Source organism: Marinobacter sp. C7 (assembly GCF_022343555.1).
Classification (GTDB): Bacteria; Pseudomonadota; Gammaproteobacteria; order Pseudomonadales; family Oleiphilaceae; genus Marinobacter.
Genome location: NZ_JAKQZH010000001.1, coordinates 246,235 through 260,071, shown reverse-complemented (window position 1 = coordinate 260,071; position 13,837 = coordinate 246,235). Strand labels below are relative to the sequence as shown.

The following is a 13,837-nucleotide window of genomic DNA, read 5'->3' as shown; positions in this document are numbered from 1 at the left end:
CCTAATCCCCTTGCGGTTGTTGGTCAGCAGCGAATGGACGCCCCAAATGGTACCCCATGGCGCCATCGATACCCAGCTTGCAGAGTACCGAATACTCCGCTGCCGTTTCCACGCCGGTCGCGAAAACCCTGACCCCCCGCCGATGGGCTATACCCAACACCGACTCCAGGTAGAAACGGTTCTCCTCGTGACTGTCGATATCGTGGATGAAGCTGTTATCGATACGCAACGCCTGAAATCTCAGATTCCTGAGGTAGCTGAAGGGTACGCCCCCCACCCCGAAACGGTCCACCAGCACCGGCACGTTGATTCGCCCCAGGGCTCTTACCAGCAGGCCCACTGCCGTGCGGTGATGATGGATCGTCTGCTCGGAAATTCCGATCCAGAGGTGGTGCGCGCGGTCACCCGCCTGCTCAAGCCGGGCCAACAGGTCCTGCCGGAACGCCTCGCTGGCCACGGAGGCGCCTGCCAGGGAAACGGCCAACTGCTGGCCGGGCTCGGCGGCCAGTCGCTCCAGCACCCGCTGCATCAGCAACCGGTCAATCTGCTCGACAAGTCCGAACCGTTCTGCCATGGGCACAAACACACTGGCCTTGAGCTCGCCTTCCGGGGTATCCAGCCTGGAGAACACCTGGTAGTAGAGCGGCGCCTCCGAGCGTTCACTGATCATCGGCTGCAGCCACAATGAAAACCGCTCATTGCGTATCGCCTCGGTGAGGATGACCCGCCAGGTCTCCAGGTTGTGATGATACTCCGGTTCGCCATTGGCCAACTGATAGCCGCTATCGCCGAGGGCCTGGGCCTTTCTGAGGGCTTCGTCCGCCGCGGACATCAGCTCGCGGGCACTTCTCCCCGCCCCCGCCCTGGCGAGCCCGGCGTGTACCGCCACCGTTCTGGAGCCGGCCAGGCCGGCGTAGACGCCGTCCAGATCCGCAATGAGGTCCCGACACCAGACGCTTGCGTCGGCCGGCATCGCACCCGGCAGGTATATGGCAAAATCCGCTCCGGTGCGGCGGCCGGCGAAGCTGCCGGCATGGCCGGCCATGAAGCGGCCGATCTCGCCGGCAATCCGGACCACAAGGCGGTCCCCTTCCTCCCGGCCAAAGGTCTGGTTGAAGCTGCCGAAATCCCACAACTGGATGAGAATCAGCATCCCCGGCGCTGACTTCTCTTCCGATTCCACCTCGACCTTGAGGCGCTGATCAAAGGCACTGCGACTGGCCAGCCCGGTGACCGGATCTTCATTGCTCAGTCGGCGCAGATGCTGGATCAGTTTCGCCTGCCCTTCAAAAAGGTGGCCCAGGTCATCGGCCATCTGGTTCATGGCCTCGGTGACCTGATTCAGCTCGCGGGTCGAACGGATCGTGACATGGCGCCGGAATTCCCGGTTGCCGAGCGCTCGCGCCTGTTCTTCCAGTGCGGTCAGCGGGCGCAACGCCCGATTGAGCAGTAGGAAAAGGACAAACAGACCTACCGCTCCGATTAACAGGACGGCCACAACAAGCCCGCTGGTGATGCGCCAGAGATCCCGGTACGCCCGGCCCGGATCACTCACCACCTGGACCGTCCCGAGCCTCCGCCAGCCGCGCACCACCTCGGCCTCGGCGACCGGGAGCGGCAAATCCGCCACTGAACGGAACCACCAAGGCACACCGATCTGATCCAGCGACTTCCGGCGGCCGGCAATCACCTCTCCCTCATGATTCAGGTAGATCACCCGAAGGTACCTGCCACTGTCAAAGACTGAGTCAATGAGGGAGGCAGAGGCGACCGGATCACTTCCGTCAATGGCATTGGAAAGGGACAGTCCGATGGCTGTCGCGCCATCCCGGGCATGCCCGGTCAGCTGTTCCGAAACATAGCCGCGGAAATGGCTGAAGCTGGTTATGAAGCTGGCCACAAGCACAACAACCAGAAGACCGCCGGTGAATACAAGCAACAGGGTACGGAGGCTAATCATCCCCGCCCGGCCCCGCCCCGACTGCGGATTCTGCATCCATGCCATAGGAAAATGCTCCGGCAGGGCTGGGCACCAGCCGACTCATCAACTGTGACCTGCACCCCAGAGTTGACAAACATTTACATTGCGCCACCTACGCCGACCACTTTAAACACTATAGACTCTGTAACAGCACCAAGGTTAAAAAATTCGTCCCCACCGGGCGGGCGAACATCATGTGAAGGGACGGGCCGGAGTAACATGAACGACGAAAGCCAGAAGGAAAAACTAAGACAACACTTTGCCCGACGCGTAACCACACAGGCGCGGGTTGTTCTCGACACCTGGCAGAAAATCCATTCCGACCGCAGCCTGGCCGTCAGCCAGCGGGGCGAACTCGTCAACGCCACCGACAAGCTGGTTCGTTACGCCCAGCGCTTCGAGATGACCAACCACGCAGAAGCCGGCCAGAAAGCCCTCGACGTGATGGACCGCTGGCCTGAGGGCCGTGAGCCGGATGACGCGCTGTGGCCGGAACTCCAGGATGCCATGGAACAGCTGTGCCGTAGCACCCTGCGCCGCACCGATAAGGATCAGAACGAAGCGCCTCTGCAATACCGGCGAACCCCGATCTACATCGCGCTCGGCAATGAAGAAATGGCACGCCGGCTGATCCGGCAGCTTGAATTCTTTGGCTTTCGGGCTTCTGCCTTCTCCGATGCCGAGGCCCTGCTGGAAGCATGCGCCCTGAGCAAACCGGAAACCATACTGATGGACGTGAATTTCGGTGGCGCCAAAAACGCCGGCATCGGTATCGTTGAACACCTTCAGGAGCGCCACGAGACGCCCATCCCGGTGATCTTCATGAGCGACGAGGACGGCTCCATTGAAACCCGCCTGAGGGCCTCCCGTTGCGGGGGTGAAGAGTTTTTCTACCCGGCCGTCGATCCCGGCCAGTTGATCGAAAAGATCGAGACCTACACCCACGGCAACACGGTCGAACCCTACCGGGTCCTGGTGCTGGACGACTCCCGGGCCCAGGCCAAGTACATGGAAACGGTCCTGAAGCGGGCCGGCATGACCGCCCACATCATTACTGACCCAATGCAGATCATTCATGCCCTGGATGATTTCTCCCCGGAAATCATTATCCTCGACATGTACATGCCCGGCTGCACCGGCATGGAGATCGCCCGGGTCATCCGCCAGCAGGACCGCTTCCACAGTGTGCCCATCATCTACCTCTCGGCGGAGGAAGACGTCAGCAAACAGCTGCATGCCATGAGCCTGGGCGGAGATGACTTCCTGACCAAACCCATCGACCCCAAGCACCTGATTGCCACCATCCACAACCGGGGCCGGCGGGCCCGCTCGCTGCTGGCACTGATGATCCGGGACAGTCTGACGGGGCTGTACAACCACACCCATACCCTGCACCTGCTGGACCAGGAAATCGCCAAGGCGCGCCAGAAGGACCAGCCGCTGTCCTTTGCGATGATCGACATCGACTACTTCAAAAAGGTGAACGACACCTTCGGTCACCCGATCGGAGACCGGGTTCTGCGCAGCCTCTCCATGTTTCTCAAACAGCGGCTGCGCAAGACTGACCATGTCGGGCGTTATGGCGGCGAGGAATTCGCCATTATTCTTCCGGACACGCGTCCCAGCGATGCGCGCAACGTACTCAACGAGATCAGGGAACGATTCTCGGATCTCCGGCAACGCGCGGGCGACCAGGAGTTCAACGTGACCTTCAGTTGCGGCGTCGCTTCTCTGGGGTCGGAGGAGACCTCCCAGGTCCTGTGCGAACGGGCCGACCGGGCTCTGTTCGAATCCAAGAAGGCCGGCCGAAACTGCGTAACCATGGCTCCGGACTGAGCCGGAGCCCTATACGGACTGGTCAGTCGGCTTCCAGTGTCAGTACCACCGCAGTCTGGTTCAGAAGCTGATACGCGATCTCGCCAAAGGTGATAGGACCAGCCAACCCTTCTGTGGCCCGCCCCTCCAGACCACAGTGCTGGTAGTTGAGAATGCAGTTGCAACCGAACAGGATCTCTCCCGTTCCGCCCGGCATCTCCGAGCTGAACCGCTCGGCATAATCATCCACCGGCTTCGCCAGCCGGTACTCCACATTGCGGAAGACCGGAGCGTAGAGCCGCACCTTACCGGTGTCCTCATCAACCGCCTGTATGCTGACGTTGATGGCAGCCCCGCAGTAGTCAGCCACCAGAGGCCGGCGGCAATCCACGTCATGATTCTTCAGGAACTCACTGAATCTCATGCGCTCGCCTGCCACAAGGCAGTGGTCCACTTCAAAACCGGTATCATCAAAGCGCAATACCGGCCCGTCATCCGGTCCGAAAAGGTTAACAGCATGGACCATGGCCGTCTGTCCCTGCGGCAGCGCCAGGTGGATCGCAACCGCCCGGTCACTGAAGGTCTGGCACTCACGGCCATCGAGAACCTGCGACTGCTCCCGACCGAGATCATCCAGATGAACGCCGGCAACCCAGCCGACCACCGGTTTCAGATACATCTCCGGATAGCGTGGAGACTGCTCAGCATAGTCATGATGGATAGCCGTTCCTGAGGGCAGGATAATAACGGTGTAGCCATTTTCAGGTGCATCCTCGAGAAAACCGGGCAGCGTATCCCGGGTATAACTCTGGATACCGGCTATTTCTCCGGCCAGCTCCTGAACAAAGATCCGGTCCCGGCGACATTCACCCTGTTCACGGGTCATGAAATAGGGGCTGGTGCCCGCAACCCAGTTTCCTTCGGGGAGGTCGGCAAGGACCGAGCGATCCCCGGCCAGCGCCAGGGGCCGACCGGACCGGATCCGTTCCACCGCGGCGTCGAAGTCCAGCAACTCCCCTTTCTGCCTGATCATGATGATTTGGCCTCCTGCCCTTCTTCGCGCAATGCCCGAAGCTGCCTGAGTTCCGACGGCAACTGATGACGGTGCTTGACGAAGAACCGACGGATTTCGGTGATGCGAATGGACCTGGCAACATCATCCTCCAGCTGCGGAAACTCCTGGCGCGCTCGCGTCAGCAACAACCGCAGACTGAGCAGCCGCGTCTCCAGCATCCGGCCGGACTCCAGCAGGAACTGCCACACCGGATCCGAGGCCGGCGGCACCAGGGCGTCTGCAGTGTCCGGCGAATCCAGCGTCATTCTGTCGGCAAGCCCGGTGTACTCCCGGCCAAAGAGACCGTTCTGGATGGCGTGACGAATCTGCCAGGCCAGGTGGACATCGATCTCCAACAACTCGCAGACCTCCCGGTAACGGAGGCCGGAACGAAGGCAGTCGGTAACCTTCCGCGCGAGGCCTGTCGTAAATTCGCTGCCCGGCTGACCGATGAAAGGCATCTTGCGATCTTCATCCGAGAGGTCATCCTGCAGGCTGCTGTGGACGAAGGCCTTGTAGGCTCCAAGATTACTGTGACGCCACCGGGATTTCGGCTGTTCGAACAGCACCCGGTTAAACCACCCTTTGCCCCGGTCCAGGAACGCATGCAGCTCCCGGGCCTGGGTATCAATCCGGACCCGCGTCACCGTCCAGGGCTCCTCCACGCCGAGAAGACGCCGGCACACCTCGGTATCTTTCATCTGACCTCCGTGACACTCATTGTTGTAGTTAAAATCCCGACAATGAGTCTCCCGCAGCCAACCCACGGGTCAAAGACCACCATGGCACGACTCTGCTGCCACCTTTGCAGCGGCACTTCGGCAGCAATCACGGGCGGCCGGTGTTAGTCGAAACGCTATGAAACCAACGTCGTATAGAAGTTCCCCCCTCCGTTGCCGACAATGATTGTCATCAGCGGAAAGATTCCGTTTCGATTGCCAGCGCTGTCTTTTTACGACCAATGGCCAACACGGAAGATTGTCAAAAAGTGTTGATCTAAGGAAAACAAGCACGCACCATTGTGGGAAAATGCCGTGATTTTCGGCGATCCTGTTAAAAATGACAGCAAGGCAGGCGTAATCATGTCCACCATTCTCGTGCTCCATGGCCCCAACCTGAACATGCTCGGTACCCGTGAGCCCGAGGTATACGGCTATGAGACCCTGAAGGACATCGACGACAGACTGAAGGCGAAAGCGGCCGAGAAAGGCCACCACCTGCTCCATCTTCAGTCCAATGCCGAGTACGAACTGATCGAGCGGGTCCATGAAGCGCGGGCCGAAGGCGTGGATTTCATCATTATCAATCCGGCCGCCTTCACCCATACCAGCATTGCCCTCCGGGATGCCGTGCTGGCTTCCGGGATCCCGTTTATCGAAGTGCATCTTTCCAATGTGCATGCGCGGGAACCCTTTCGCCATCACTCCTATTTTTCCGATATCGCCGTAGGCGTTATCTGTGGGCTGGGCAGCCAGGGATACGACCTCGCCCTTCAGGCGGCCCTGCAACGAATTCACCGATAGATCAGACACAACGGGACTGGATTAACTATGGATATTCGCAAGATCAAGAAACTCATTGAGCTCCTGGAGGAATCCGACGTCGAGGAACTGGAGATCCAGGAAGGCGACGATTCTGTCCGCATCTCCCGCCGGCGCGAACAGGTTGCCGGCACCCAGTATGTGAGCCACGTGCCCGCACCGGCACCCCAGGCACCGGCCCCTGCCCCGGCCCCCGCCGCCGAAGAACCCGCGGCGCCGGCAGCTCCGTCCGGCCACACCGTCAACTCCCCGATGGTCGGCACCTTCTACCGGGCGCCCTCACCCACGGCCCAGGCCTTTGTGGAAGTTGGTCAGACCGTCAATGCCGGTGACGTGATCTGCATCGTCGAGGCGATGAAGATGATGAACCAGATCGAGGCTGACAAGGCCGGAACCGTAACTGAAATCCTGGTCGAGAATGGCCAGCCGGTGGAGTTTGACCAGCCCCTGGTCGTCATTTCCTGAACTGGGTGATTGTTACTCATGGCCATGTTAGAAAAAGTTCTGATCGCAAACCGCGGTGAAATCGCGCTGCGCATCCTGCGTGCCTGCAAGGAACTGGGCATCAAGACCGTAGCCGTGCACTCGCAGGTTGACCGGGAACTGATGCACGTCCGTCTTGCCGACGAATCCGTGTGCATCGGCCCGAACAGTGCAACCGACAGCTACCTGAACATCCCCGCCATCATCAGTGCGGCAGAGGTGACCGACTCTGTGGGCATCCACCCGGGCTACGGGTTCCTGGCGGAGAATGCCGACTTCGCCGAGCAGGTCGAAAAAAGCGGCTTCCGGTTCATCGGTCCGAAGGCGGAAACCATTCGCCTGATGGGCAACAAGGTCTCCGCCATCGAAGCCATGAAAAAGGCTGGCGTACCGACCGTGCCCGGTTCCGACGGCCCACTCACCGAAGACGACGAGCGCACGCTCCAGATTGCCCGGAAGATCGGCTATCCGGTAATGATCAAGGCGGCCTCCGGTGGTGGTGGTCGTGGCATGCAGGTGGTCCACTCCGAGGCGGCGCTGCTCAAGGCGATCCAGATCACCCAGAGCGAAGCCCGCAACGCCTTCGGTGACCCCACCGTGTATCTGGAGAAGTTCCTGGAGGCGCCACGCCATGTCGAGGTCCAGGTTCTGGCCGACATGCACGGCAACGTCATCCACCTGGGCGACCGCGACTGCTCCATGCAGCGCCGTAACCAGAAGGTGATCGAGGAGGCGCCGGCACCGAACGTCAATGCCGAGTCCCGCGCCAAGACCCTGAAAGCCTGTGTCGATGCCTGCAAGGAAATCGGCTATGTAGGCGCCGGTACCTTCGAGTTCCTGTACCAGGACGGCGAGTTCTACTTTATCGAGATGAACACCCGGGTTCAGGTCGAGCATCCGGTCTCCGAGATGGTCACCGGTGTCGACATCGTGCGCGAACAGCTGCGTATTGCCAGCGGACTGCCGCTGCAGTACAGCCAGGATGACATCCATATCCTGGGGCACGCCATCGAGTGCCGGATCAACGCCGAGGACCCCAAGACCTTCGTGCCCAGCCCGGGCAAGATCAAGCACTACCACGCGCCCGGCGGCAACGGCATCAGGGTCGACTCCCACCTGTACAGCGGCTACACGGTACCGCCGTACTACGATTCTCTCGTGGCCAAACTCATCACCTGGGGCGATGATCGCGAAATCGCTCGCCGGCGCATGAAGAACGCACTGGACGAGATGGTGGTCGAGGGCATCAAGACCAACCAACCCCTGCATCGGAAACTGGTACGCGATGGAGGCTTCAAACAGGTAGACTTCACCATCCACTACCTGGAAAAACTGATGCGGGAATAACCATGCCCTGGATACAACTCCAGATCCCGGCTGATCCGGACAATGCGGATCAGCTGGAGGATCTGCTCATGGAGATGGGTGCCGATGCCGTCTCCATGGAAGATGCTGCCGACCAGCCGCTGTATGAGCCGGACCCCGGCACCACGCCCCTGTGGAGCCAGACCACCGTGACCGGCCTGTTCCAGTCCGATCGCGATATCGATCAACTGTGCGCGGACATCCGTGACGCCTGGCACCAGCAAACCCAGCAGTCCCTGCCGGAGATCGACGTCACTCTGGTGGAGGACAAGGACTGGGAGCGGGCCTGGATGGATGATTTCCAGCCCCTGAAATTCGGTGAACGGCTCTGGATTGTTCCCAGCTGGCACGACGCCCCGGATCCCGACGCCGCCAACCTGATGCTCGATCCGGGCCTCGCTTTCGGCACCGGCACCCACCCCACCACGGCACTCTGTCTTGAGTGGCTGGACGGCCAGAACATCTCGGGCAAACAGGTTATCGACTATGGCTGTGGTTCCGGCATCCTCGGGCTGGCAGCGTTGTTGCTGGGCGCCGAGCACGTGACCGGCGTCGATACCGACCCCCAGGCCCTGGAAGCCAGCCGCGAGAATGCCCGGCGCAACGGTGTGGAGGAGTCCAGACTGGATCTGTTCCTGCCGGAAGATGAACCCGACGCCCGCTGCGACGTGATGCTCGCCAACATCCTGGCGCAACCTCTCATAGGCCTTGCCCCGCATCTGGCGGCACTGACCCGCCCCGGCGGCGACCTGGTGCTGTCGGGCATCCTCTCCAACCAGGCCCGCGAAGTCATGGACGCCTACGAGCCCTGGTTCATCATGGACGAGCCGGAGCAGCGTGAAGAGTGGATACGCCTCACAGGTCGGCGCAAGGACAGATGACGAACCGGACGATAGCGACTAAACTCCGACACTCGTAGTACAGCCGCGTTCAGGACCGAAGCATGACCCAGAGCAGCCTGCAGACTCAGTGCCCGAAGTGCCAGACCCGTTTCCGCGTTTCCGATGAACAGCTTGGCGTCGCCAAGGGCAAAGTGCGTTGTGGCAACTGCATGGAAGTGTTCAACGCCATTGAACACCGGGTCGTCCCCTCGTCTCCTGAGCCGTCTGCCACCCCCCCAGCCCCCGAGGAACCGGAGTCTTCAGACAGAACCACCGAAGAGGACTTCGTTTTTGCCGACAACCCCGACGAGGATGCCGAGGAAGGCCGCTATGCCGGCTCGAAAATGGCATTCTCCGACGACGAACTCAGCGATAGCTTTCTTTCGATCAACCGGAATGAAGGCCCGGGCTTTCGGGATGCGGATGCAGACAACGAACCCGAGGAAGTGGACGAAAGCTGGGCCGAGGCAATCCTGGAAGATGACGAGGCCCCCGGGCAGCAGGGGCAGCAGGGGCAACCGACGCAGCCCCAGCCCGCGCAAACACCACGGAATGAGCCCGCACCGAAGTCATCGTCCAATGAGCTCAAGCCTGAAACCTTTGAACCAGAGCCGGCAAAACCGCAGCCCGAGGCAGTCCGGGAAACGCCCTGGGCGATGGATGAGCCTGCTCCCGAGCCCACTTTCAGCGCCACTGACACCGTTGCTCACGAACCGGTCGAAAGCGGCGTCCGGCCCGAGCGTACCGACGCCGCCGCCAGCGAATCCTTGCGCGCGGGCCCTTTCAGTGATCTGCGGCGCGAGCCGGTATCTGTTAACAAGGGCGGGGGCGGAAAGGCGCGGACCGTTATCTGGAGCCTGATCGTCATTGCCCTGGTCGGCGTCCTGGTGGCACAGGTTGCCTGGTTCCAGTTCGATCGCCTGTCGGCCATTCCGAAGTTACGACCCTTCTATGAGACAGGCTGCGAACTGGCGGGCTGTGAACTCAAGCCGCTGGTCAATGTCGACGCCATCCAGAGCCGCAAGCTGGTGGTTCGTACCGACCCTGAGAATCGCACCCAATTGCTGGTGAATGCAGTGATCATCAACCGTGCAGATTTCGTGCAGCCGTTCCCGGCCATCGCTCTGACCTTCTCCAACCTCAATGGCGACGTGGTTGCCCAGAGCCTGTTCACCCCCGAGGAGTATCTGGCCGGAGAAGCCACCGAGCTGGACGACATGCCGACAGACACACCGGTACGCATTGCCATCAGCATCCGGGATCCGGGCAGGGACGCCGTGAACTACAATCTGGACTTTCGTCCTTACGCCCCCTGACCCCACATAACGCCGTCGACCCGGCGACTGGCTGGCAAGCCACCACAGCGAACAAAAGTCAACCAGAAAGAACGAAAAATAATCAACTTTTTTCACTGTCAAGCCCCTTCAATCCGGGAGGCCCCGGCGGTATCATTAGCGCCCTTCGGAACCAGACCGATCACTAATTGATCAGATGAGTCGTTCCGATTCTTGCTTAACCCGCTGTGACACGGACTCAGATCATGCTGCCAACGGCAAAAATCGGGCCGTACACTTTGCCCAACCCGCTTATCGTTGCACCCATGGCGGGTGTGACTGACCGCCCCTTCCGGCAACTCTGCCGACGGATGGGAGCGGGGCTGGCGGTATCGGAAATGGTCATAGCGGACAGCAAGCTCTGGCATACGCGCAAGTCCAGGACGCGCCTGAATCATGAAGGCGAACCGGAGCCCCGCTCGGTCCAGATTGCCGGGGGTGATCCCGCGATGCTGGCTGACGCAGCCCGACAGAATGCCGGGTTCGGCGCCCAGATCATCGACATCAACATGGGCTGTCCGGCCAAGAAGGTGTGCAACAAGGCCGCCGGTTCCGCCCTGATGAGGGACGAAGGCCTGGTCCGTGAAATTCTGGAAGCGGTGGTCAGCGCGGTGGACATTCCGGTAACGCTGAAAATGCGCACAGGATGGGATTCAGACAACCGTAACGCACCGGTCATCGCCCGGATGGCCCAGGATGCCGGCATTCAGGCCCTGGCCATCCACGGTCGTACCCGCGCGGACAAATACAACGGGGACGCGGAATACGACACCATCGCCGAAGTCAAATCGCACGTGGAAATCCCGGTGTTCGCCAATGGCGACATCACCTCACCGGAAAAAGCACTGCATGTGCTCAGACACACCGGTGCCGATGGTTTGCTGATCGGCAGGGGCGCCCAGGGCCGGCCCTGGATTTTCCGGGAGATTCTGCACTACCTGGAAACCGGAGAGCACCTGCCCGAACCACCCCTCGACGAGGTGGAACAGATCCTGACCGGGCACCTGGCCGAGTTACACAGCTTCTACGGCGAAAAAATGGGCGTGCGCATCGCCAGAAAACATGTGGGCTGGTACCTGCAGTCCCACGACCAGAGCAGACAGTTCCGAAAACGTTTCAACGCGATCGAAGACGCGCTGGAGCAGAAAGACAGCATCGAACAGTACTTTGCAGGCTTACGAAATGGAGAGGTATTCGCAGCATGACCGCTGAGACTTTGGCAAACGAAAATTTGAGCACGCCGGCCAACGATGACCTTCATCAGTTGCAGACGGTGAACAGCAGTGGCAACAGCGTCACCCTGCGTGACAGTGTTGAGGTTGCTCTGAAGAACTACTTCGCGCAACTCGATGGTGCGCCCGTCACGGACGTCTACCAGCTGGTGCTGTCGGAAGTGGAAGCGCCGCTGCTGGAGCAGGTGATGAAGTACACCCGCAACAACCAGACCAAGGCATCCACCATGCTCGGACTGAATCGGGGCACCCTGCGCAAGAAGCTCAAGCAGTACGGTCTGCTATAATCTGACCTGACCCCAGAAGGGCCTCCCGGATGACGTTCGCGAGGCCCTTGTTCGTTACAACGAGGTCGTTGCAACCTCGCAACGTCATCCGGCTTATCTGACCAGCGAAGAAAGTGACCCATGGCAAACCAGGCAAACACCCCCGTCCGTCGCGCACTTATCAGCGTGAGTGACAAAACCGGCATCGTTGATTTCGGCCGTTCTCTGACCGACCGCGGCATCGAACTTCTCTCCACCGGCGGCACCTTCCGCCTGCTCAGTGAAAACAATGTGCCGGTCACCGAAGTCTCCGATTACACCGGTTTCCCGGAAATGATGGATGGCCGGGTCAAAACCCTGCACCCGAAGATCCATGGCGGCATCCTGGGTCGCCGGGGAACCGATGACACAGTCATGTCCGAGCATGGCATTAACCCCATTGATATGGTGGTTGTGAACCTCTACCCCTTCGAGGACACCGTGGCCAAGCCGGACTGCGACCTGGCCACCGCCATCGAAAATATCGACATTGGCGGCCCCACCATGGTTCGGGCGGCCGCCAAGAACCACAACGATGTGGCCATCGTGGTCAATGCATCCGACTACAGCCGGATCCTGGCCGAGCTGGATGAAAACGACGGCGAGCTCACCTACACCACCCGTTTCGACCTGGCGGTCAAGGCTTTCGAGCACACTGCCGGCTACGATGGTGCAATCGCCAATTACCTGGGTGGTCGCACACCGGATAACGACAACCCGGACTTCCCGCGCACCTTCAATGCACAGTTCGTCAAGGTGCAGGACATGCGGTACGGTGAAAACCCCCATCAGCGCGCCGCCTTCTACGCCGAACGCAACCCGAAGGAAGCCTGTGTGGCAACCGCCGAGCAGCTGCAGGGCAAGGAGCTGTCTTTCAACAACGTGGCCGATACCGACGCCGCCCTGGAATGCGTGAAACCCTTCGCCGATCCGGCCTGCGTGATCGTCAAACACGCCAACCCCTGCGGCGTTGCCATCGGTGCCGACATCCGGCAGGCCTATGACCTGGCCTTTGCCACCGATCCCACCTCGGCGTTTGGCGGCATTATTGCCTTCAACCGTGAGCTGGATGCGGAAACCGCCAAAGCCATCGTTGAACGCCAGTTCGTGGAAGTGATCATCGCACCGACGGTGGCACCGGACGCGGTCGAGATTGTCGCAACCAAGAAGAACGTGCGCCTGCTCGCCTGCGGTGAGTTCGACGGTGAACGCGCCAAAGCCCTCGACTACAAGCGCGTGACCGGCGGCTTGCTGGTGCAGGACCGGGATCTGGGCATGGTCGCCATGGAGGACGTGAAAGTGGTAACCGAGCGCCAGCCCACCGAAGCGGAACTGAATGACCTGCTGTTCGCGTGGGAAGTGGCCAAGTACGTCAAGTCCAACGCCATCGTCTATGCCAAGGCCGGCCGTACCATCGGCATCGGTGCCGGCCAGATGAGCCGCGTCTACAGCGCGAAGATCGCCGGCATCAAGGCGGCGGATGAAGGCCTTGAGGTGAAGGGCTCCGTGATGTCCTCCGATGCGTTTTTCCCGTTCCGGGACGGCATCGACGCCGCTGCGGCAGCCGGCATCACCGCAGTCATCCAGCCGGGTGGTTCCATGCGGGACCAGGAAGTGATCGACGCGGCCAACGAGCATGGCATTGCCATGGTGTTTACCGGTATGCGGCATTTCCGGCACTGACGGTTGCAACAGGGGTCAGAAGAAAGCGTTCTTCTGACCCCGGGGTTACTCACGGTTGAAACTGAGGTCTGAAGAAAACCTTCTTCTGACCCAGGGTTGAGGATGGGGTCAGATGAAAGCGTTCATCTGACCCCGGCGATGGGATCGAAATTGGGGTCTGAAG

At 60.6% G+C, this 13,837-nt stretch carries 12 protein-coding genes; 9 read left to right on the top strand and 3 right to left on the bottom strand.

What is annotated here, in order from left to right; translation table 11 throughout:
• Window position 1 precedes the first annotated feature (1 nt).
• Window positions 2-2,005 carry a bifunctional diguanylate cyclase/phosphodiesterase gene (locus MD273_RS01135; RefSeq protein WP_239035940.1) on the bottom strand — a complete coding sequence of 668 codons (2,004 nt, stop codon included), beginning with the start codon at window positions 2,003-2,005 and terminating at the stop codon, window positions 2-4.
• A 195-nt stretch (window positions 2,006-2,200) separates the two neighbouring features.
• Here MD273_RS01135 and MD273_RS01130 point away from each other — a divergent pair, with 195 nt between their 5' ends.
• On the top strand, window positions 2,201-3,817 hold the full coding sequence (locus MD273_RS01130; RefSeq protein ID WP_239035939.1) for a diguanylate cyclase: 1,617 nt from the start codon (window positions 2,201-2,203) through the stop codon (window positions 3,815-3,817).
• A gap of 22 nt (window positions 3,818-3,839) precedes the next feature.
• Here MD273_RS01130 and MD273_RS01125 read toward each other — a convergent pair whose 3' ends face one another.
• Both MD273_RS01125 and MD273_RS01120 read right to left on the bottom strand, forming a co-directional pair.
• Window positions 3,840-4,829, bottom strand: coding sequence for a DUF6976 family protein (locus MD273_RS01125; protein ID WP_239035938.1), 990 nt, complete (start codon window positions 4,827-4,829; stop codon window positions 3,840-3,842).
• The gene (locus tag MD273_RS01120) at window positions 4,826-5,551 is read right to left on the bottom strand and encodes a hypothetical protein (protein WP_239035937.1); all 726 of its coding nucleotides are present in this window, start codon (window positions 5,549-5,551) and stop codon (window positions 4,826-4,828) included. The genes MD273_RS01125 and MD273_RS01120 overlap by 4 nt, the downstream gene beginning before the upstream one ends.
• Before the next feature lie 381 nt (window positions 5,552-5,932).
• On the opposite strand from MD273_RS01120, the gene aroQ reads away from it, so the two are divergent.
• The 8 genes from aroQ (at window position 5,933) to purH (ending at window position 13,674) form a co-directional block, all read left to right on the top strand.
• Complete coding sequence (aroQ, locus tag MD273_RS01115) at window positions 5,933-6,373, top strand: type II 3-dehydroquinate dehydratase (protein ID WP_239035936.1); 441 nt, start codon at window positions 5,933-5,935, stop codon at window positions 6,371-6,373.
• 27 nt (window positions 6,374-6,400) lie between these two features.
• Entirely contained in the window at window positions 6,401-6,856 is a 456-nt protein-coding gene (accB, locus tag MD273_RS01110; RefSeq protein ID WP_239035935.1) for an acetyl-CoA carboxylase biotin carboxyl carrier protein, read from the top strand.
• Window positions 6,857-6,874: 18 nt separating this feature from the next.
• On the top strand, window positions 6,875-8,221 hold the full coding sequence (gene accC, locus MD273_RS01105) for an acetyl-CoA carboxylase biotin carboxylase subunit (protein WP_239035934.1): 1,347 nt from the start codon (window positions 6,875-6,877) through the stop codon (window positions 8,219-8,221).
• A 2-nt stretch (window positions 8,222-8,223) separates the two neighbouring features.
• Entirely contained in the window at window positions 8,224-9,120 is an 897-nt protein-coding gene (gene prmA, locus MD273_RS01100) for a 50S ribosomal protein L11 methyltransferase (RefSeq protein WP_239035933.1), read from the top strand.
• A gap of 62 nt (window positions 9,121-9,182) precedes the next feature.
• Window positions 9,183-10,436, top strand: a complete 1,254-nt coding sequence (locus MD273_RS01095; RefSeq protein ID WP_239035932.1) for a DUF3426 domain-containing protein — start codon at window positions 9,183-9,185, stop codon at window positions 10,434-10,436.
• Window positions 10,437-10,660: 224 nt separating this feature from the next.
• A complete protein-coding gene (gene dusB / locus MD273_RS01090; RefSeq protein ID WP_502846029.1) occupies window positions 10,661-11,659 on the top strand; it encodes a tRNA dihydrouridine synthase DusB in 999 nt (332 codons plus the stop codon).
• Complete coding sequence (gene fis, locus MD273_RS01085) at window positions 11,656-11,973, top strand: DNA-binding transcriptional regulator Fis (RefSeq protein WP_239035931.1); 318 nt, start codon at window positions 11,656-11,658, stop codon at window positions 11,971-11,973. Before dusB ends, fis begins: the two co-directional genes overlap by 4 nt.
• A gap of 120 nt (window positions 11,974-12,093) precedes the next feature.
• Window positions 12,094-13,674, top strand: coding sequence for a bifunctional phosphoribosylaminoimidazolecarboxamide formyltransferase/IMP cyclohydrolase (gene purH / locus MD273_RS01080; RefSeq protein WP_239035930.1), 1,581 nt, complete (start codon window positions 12,094-12,096; stop codon window positions 13,672-13,674).
• Window positions 13,675-13,837: the final 163 nt, after the last annotated feature.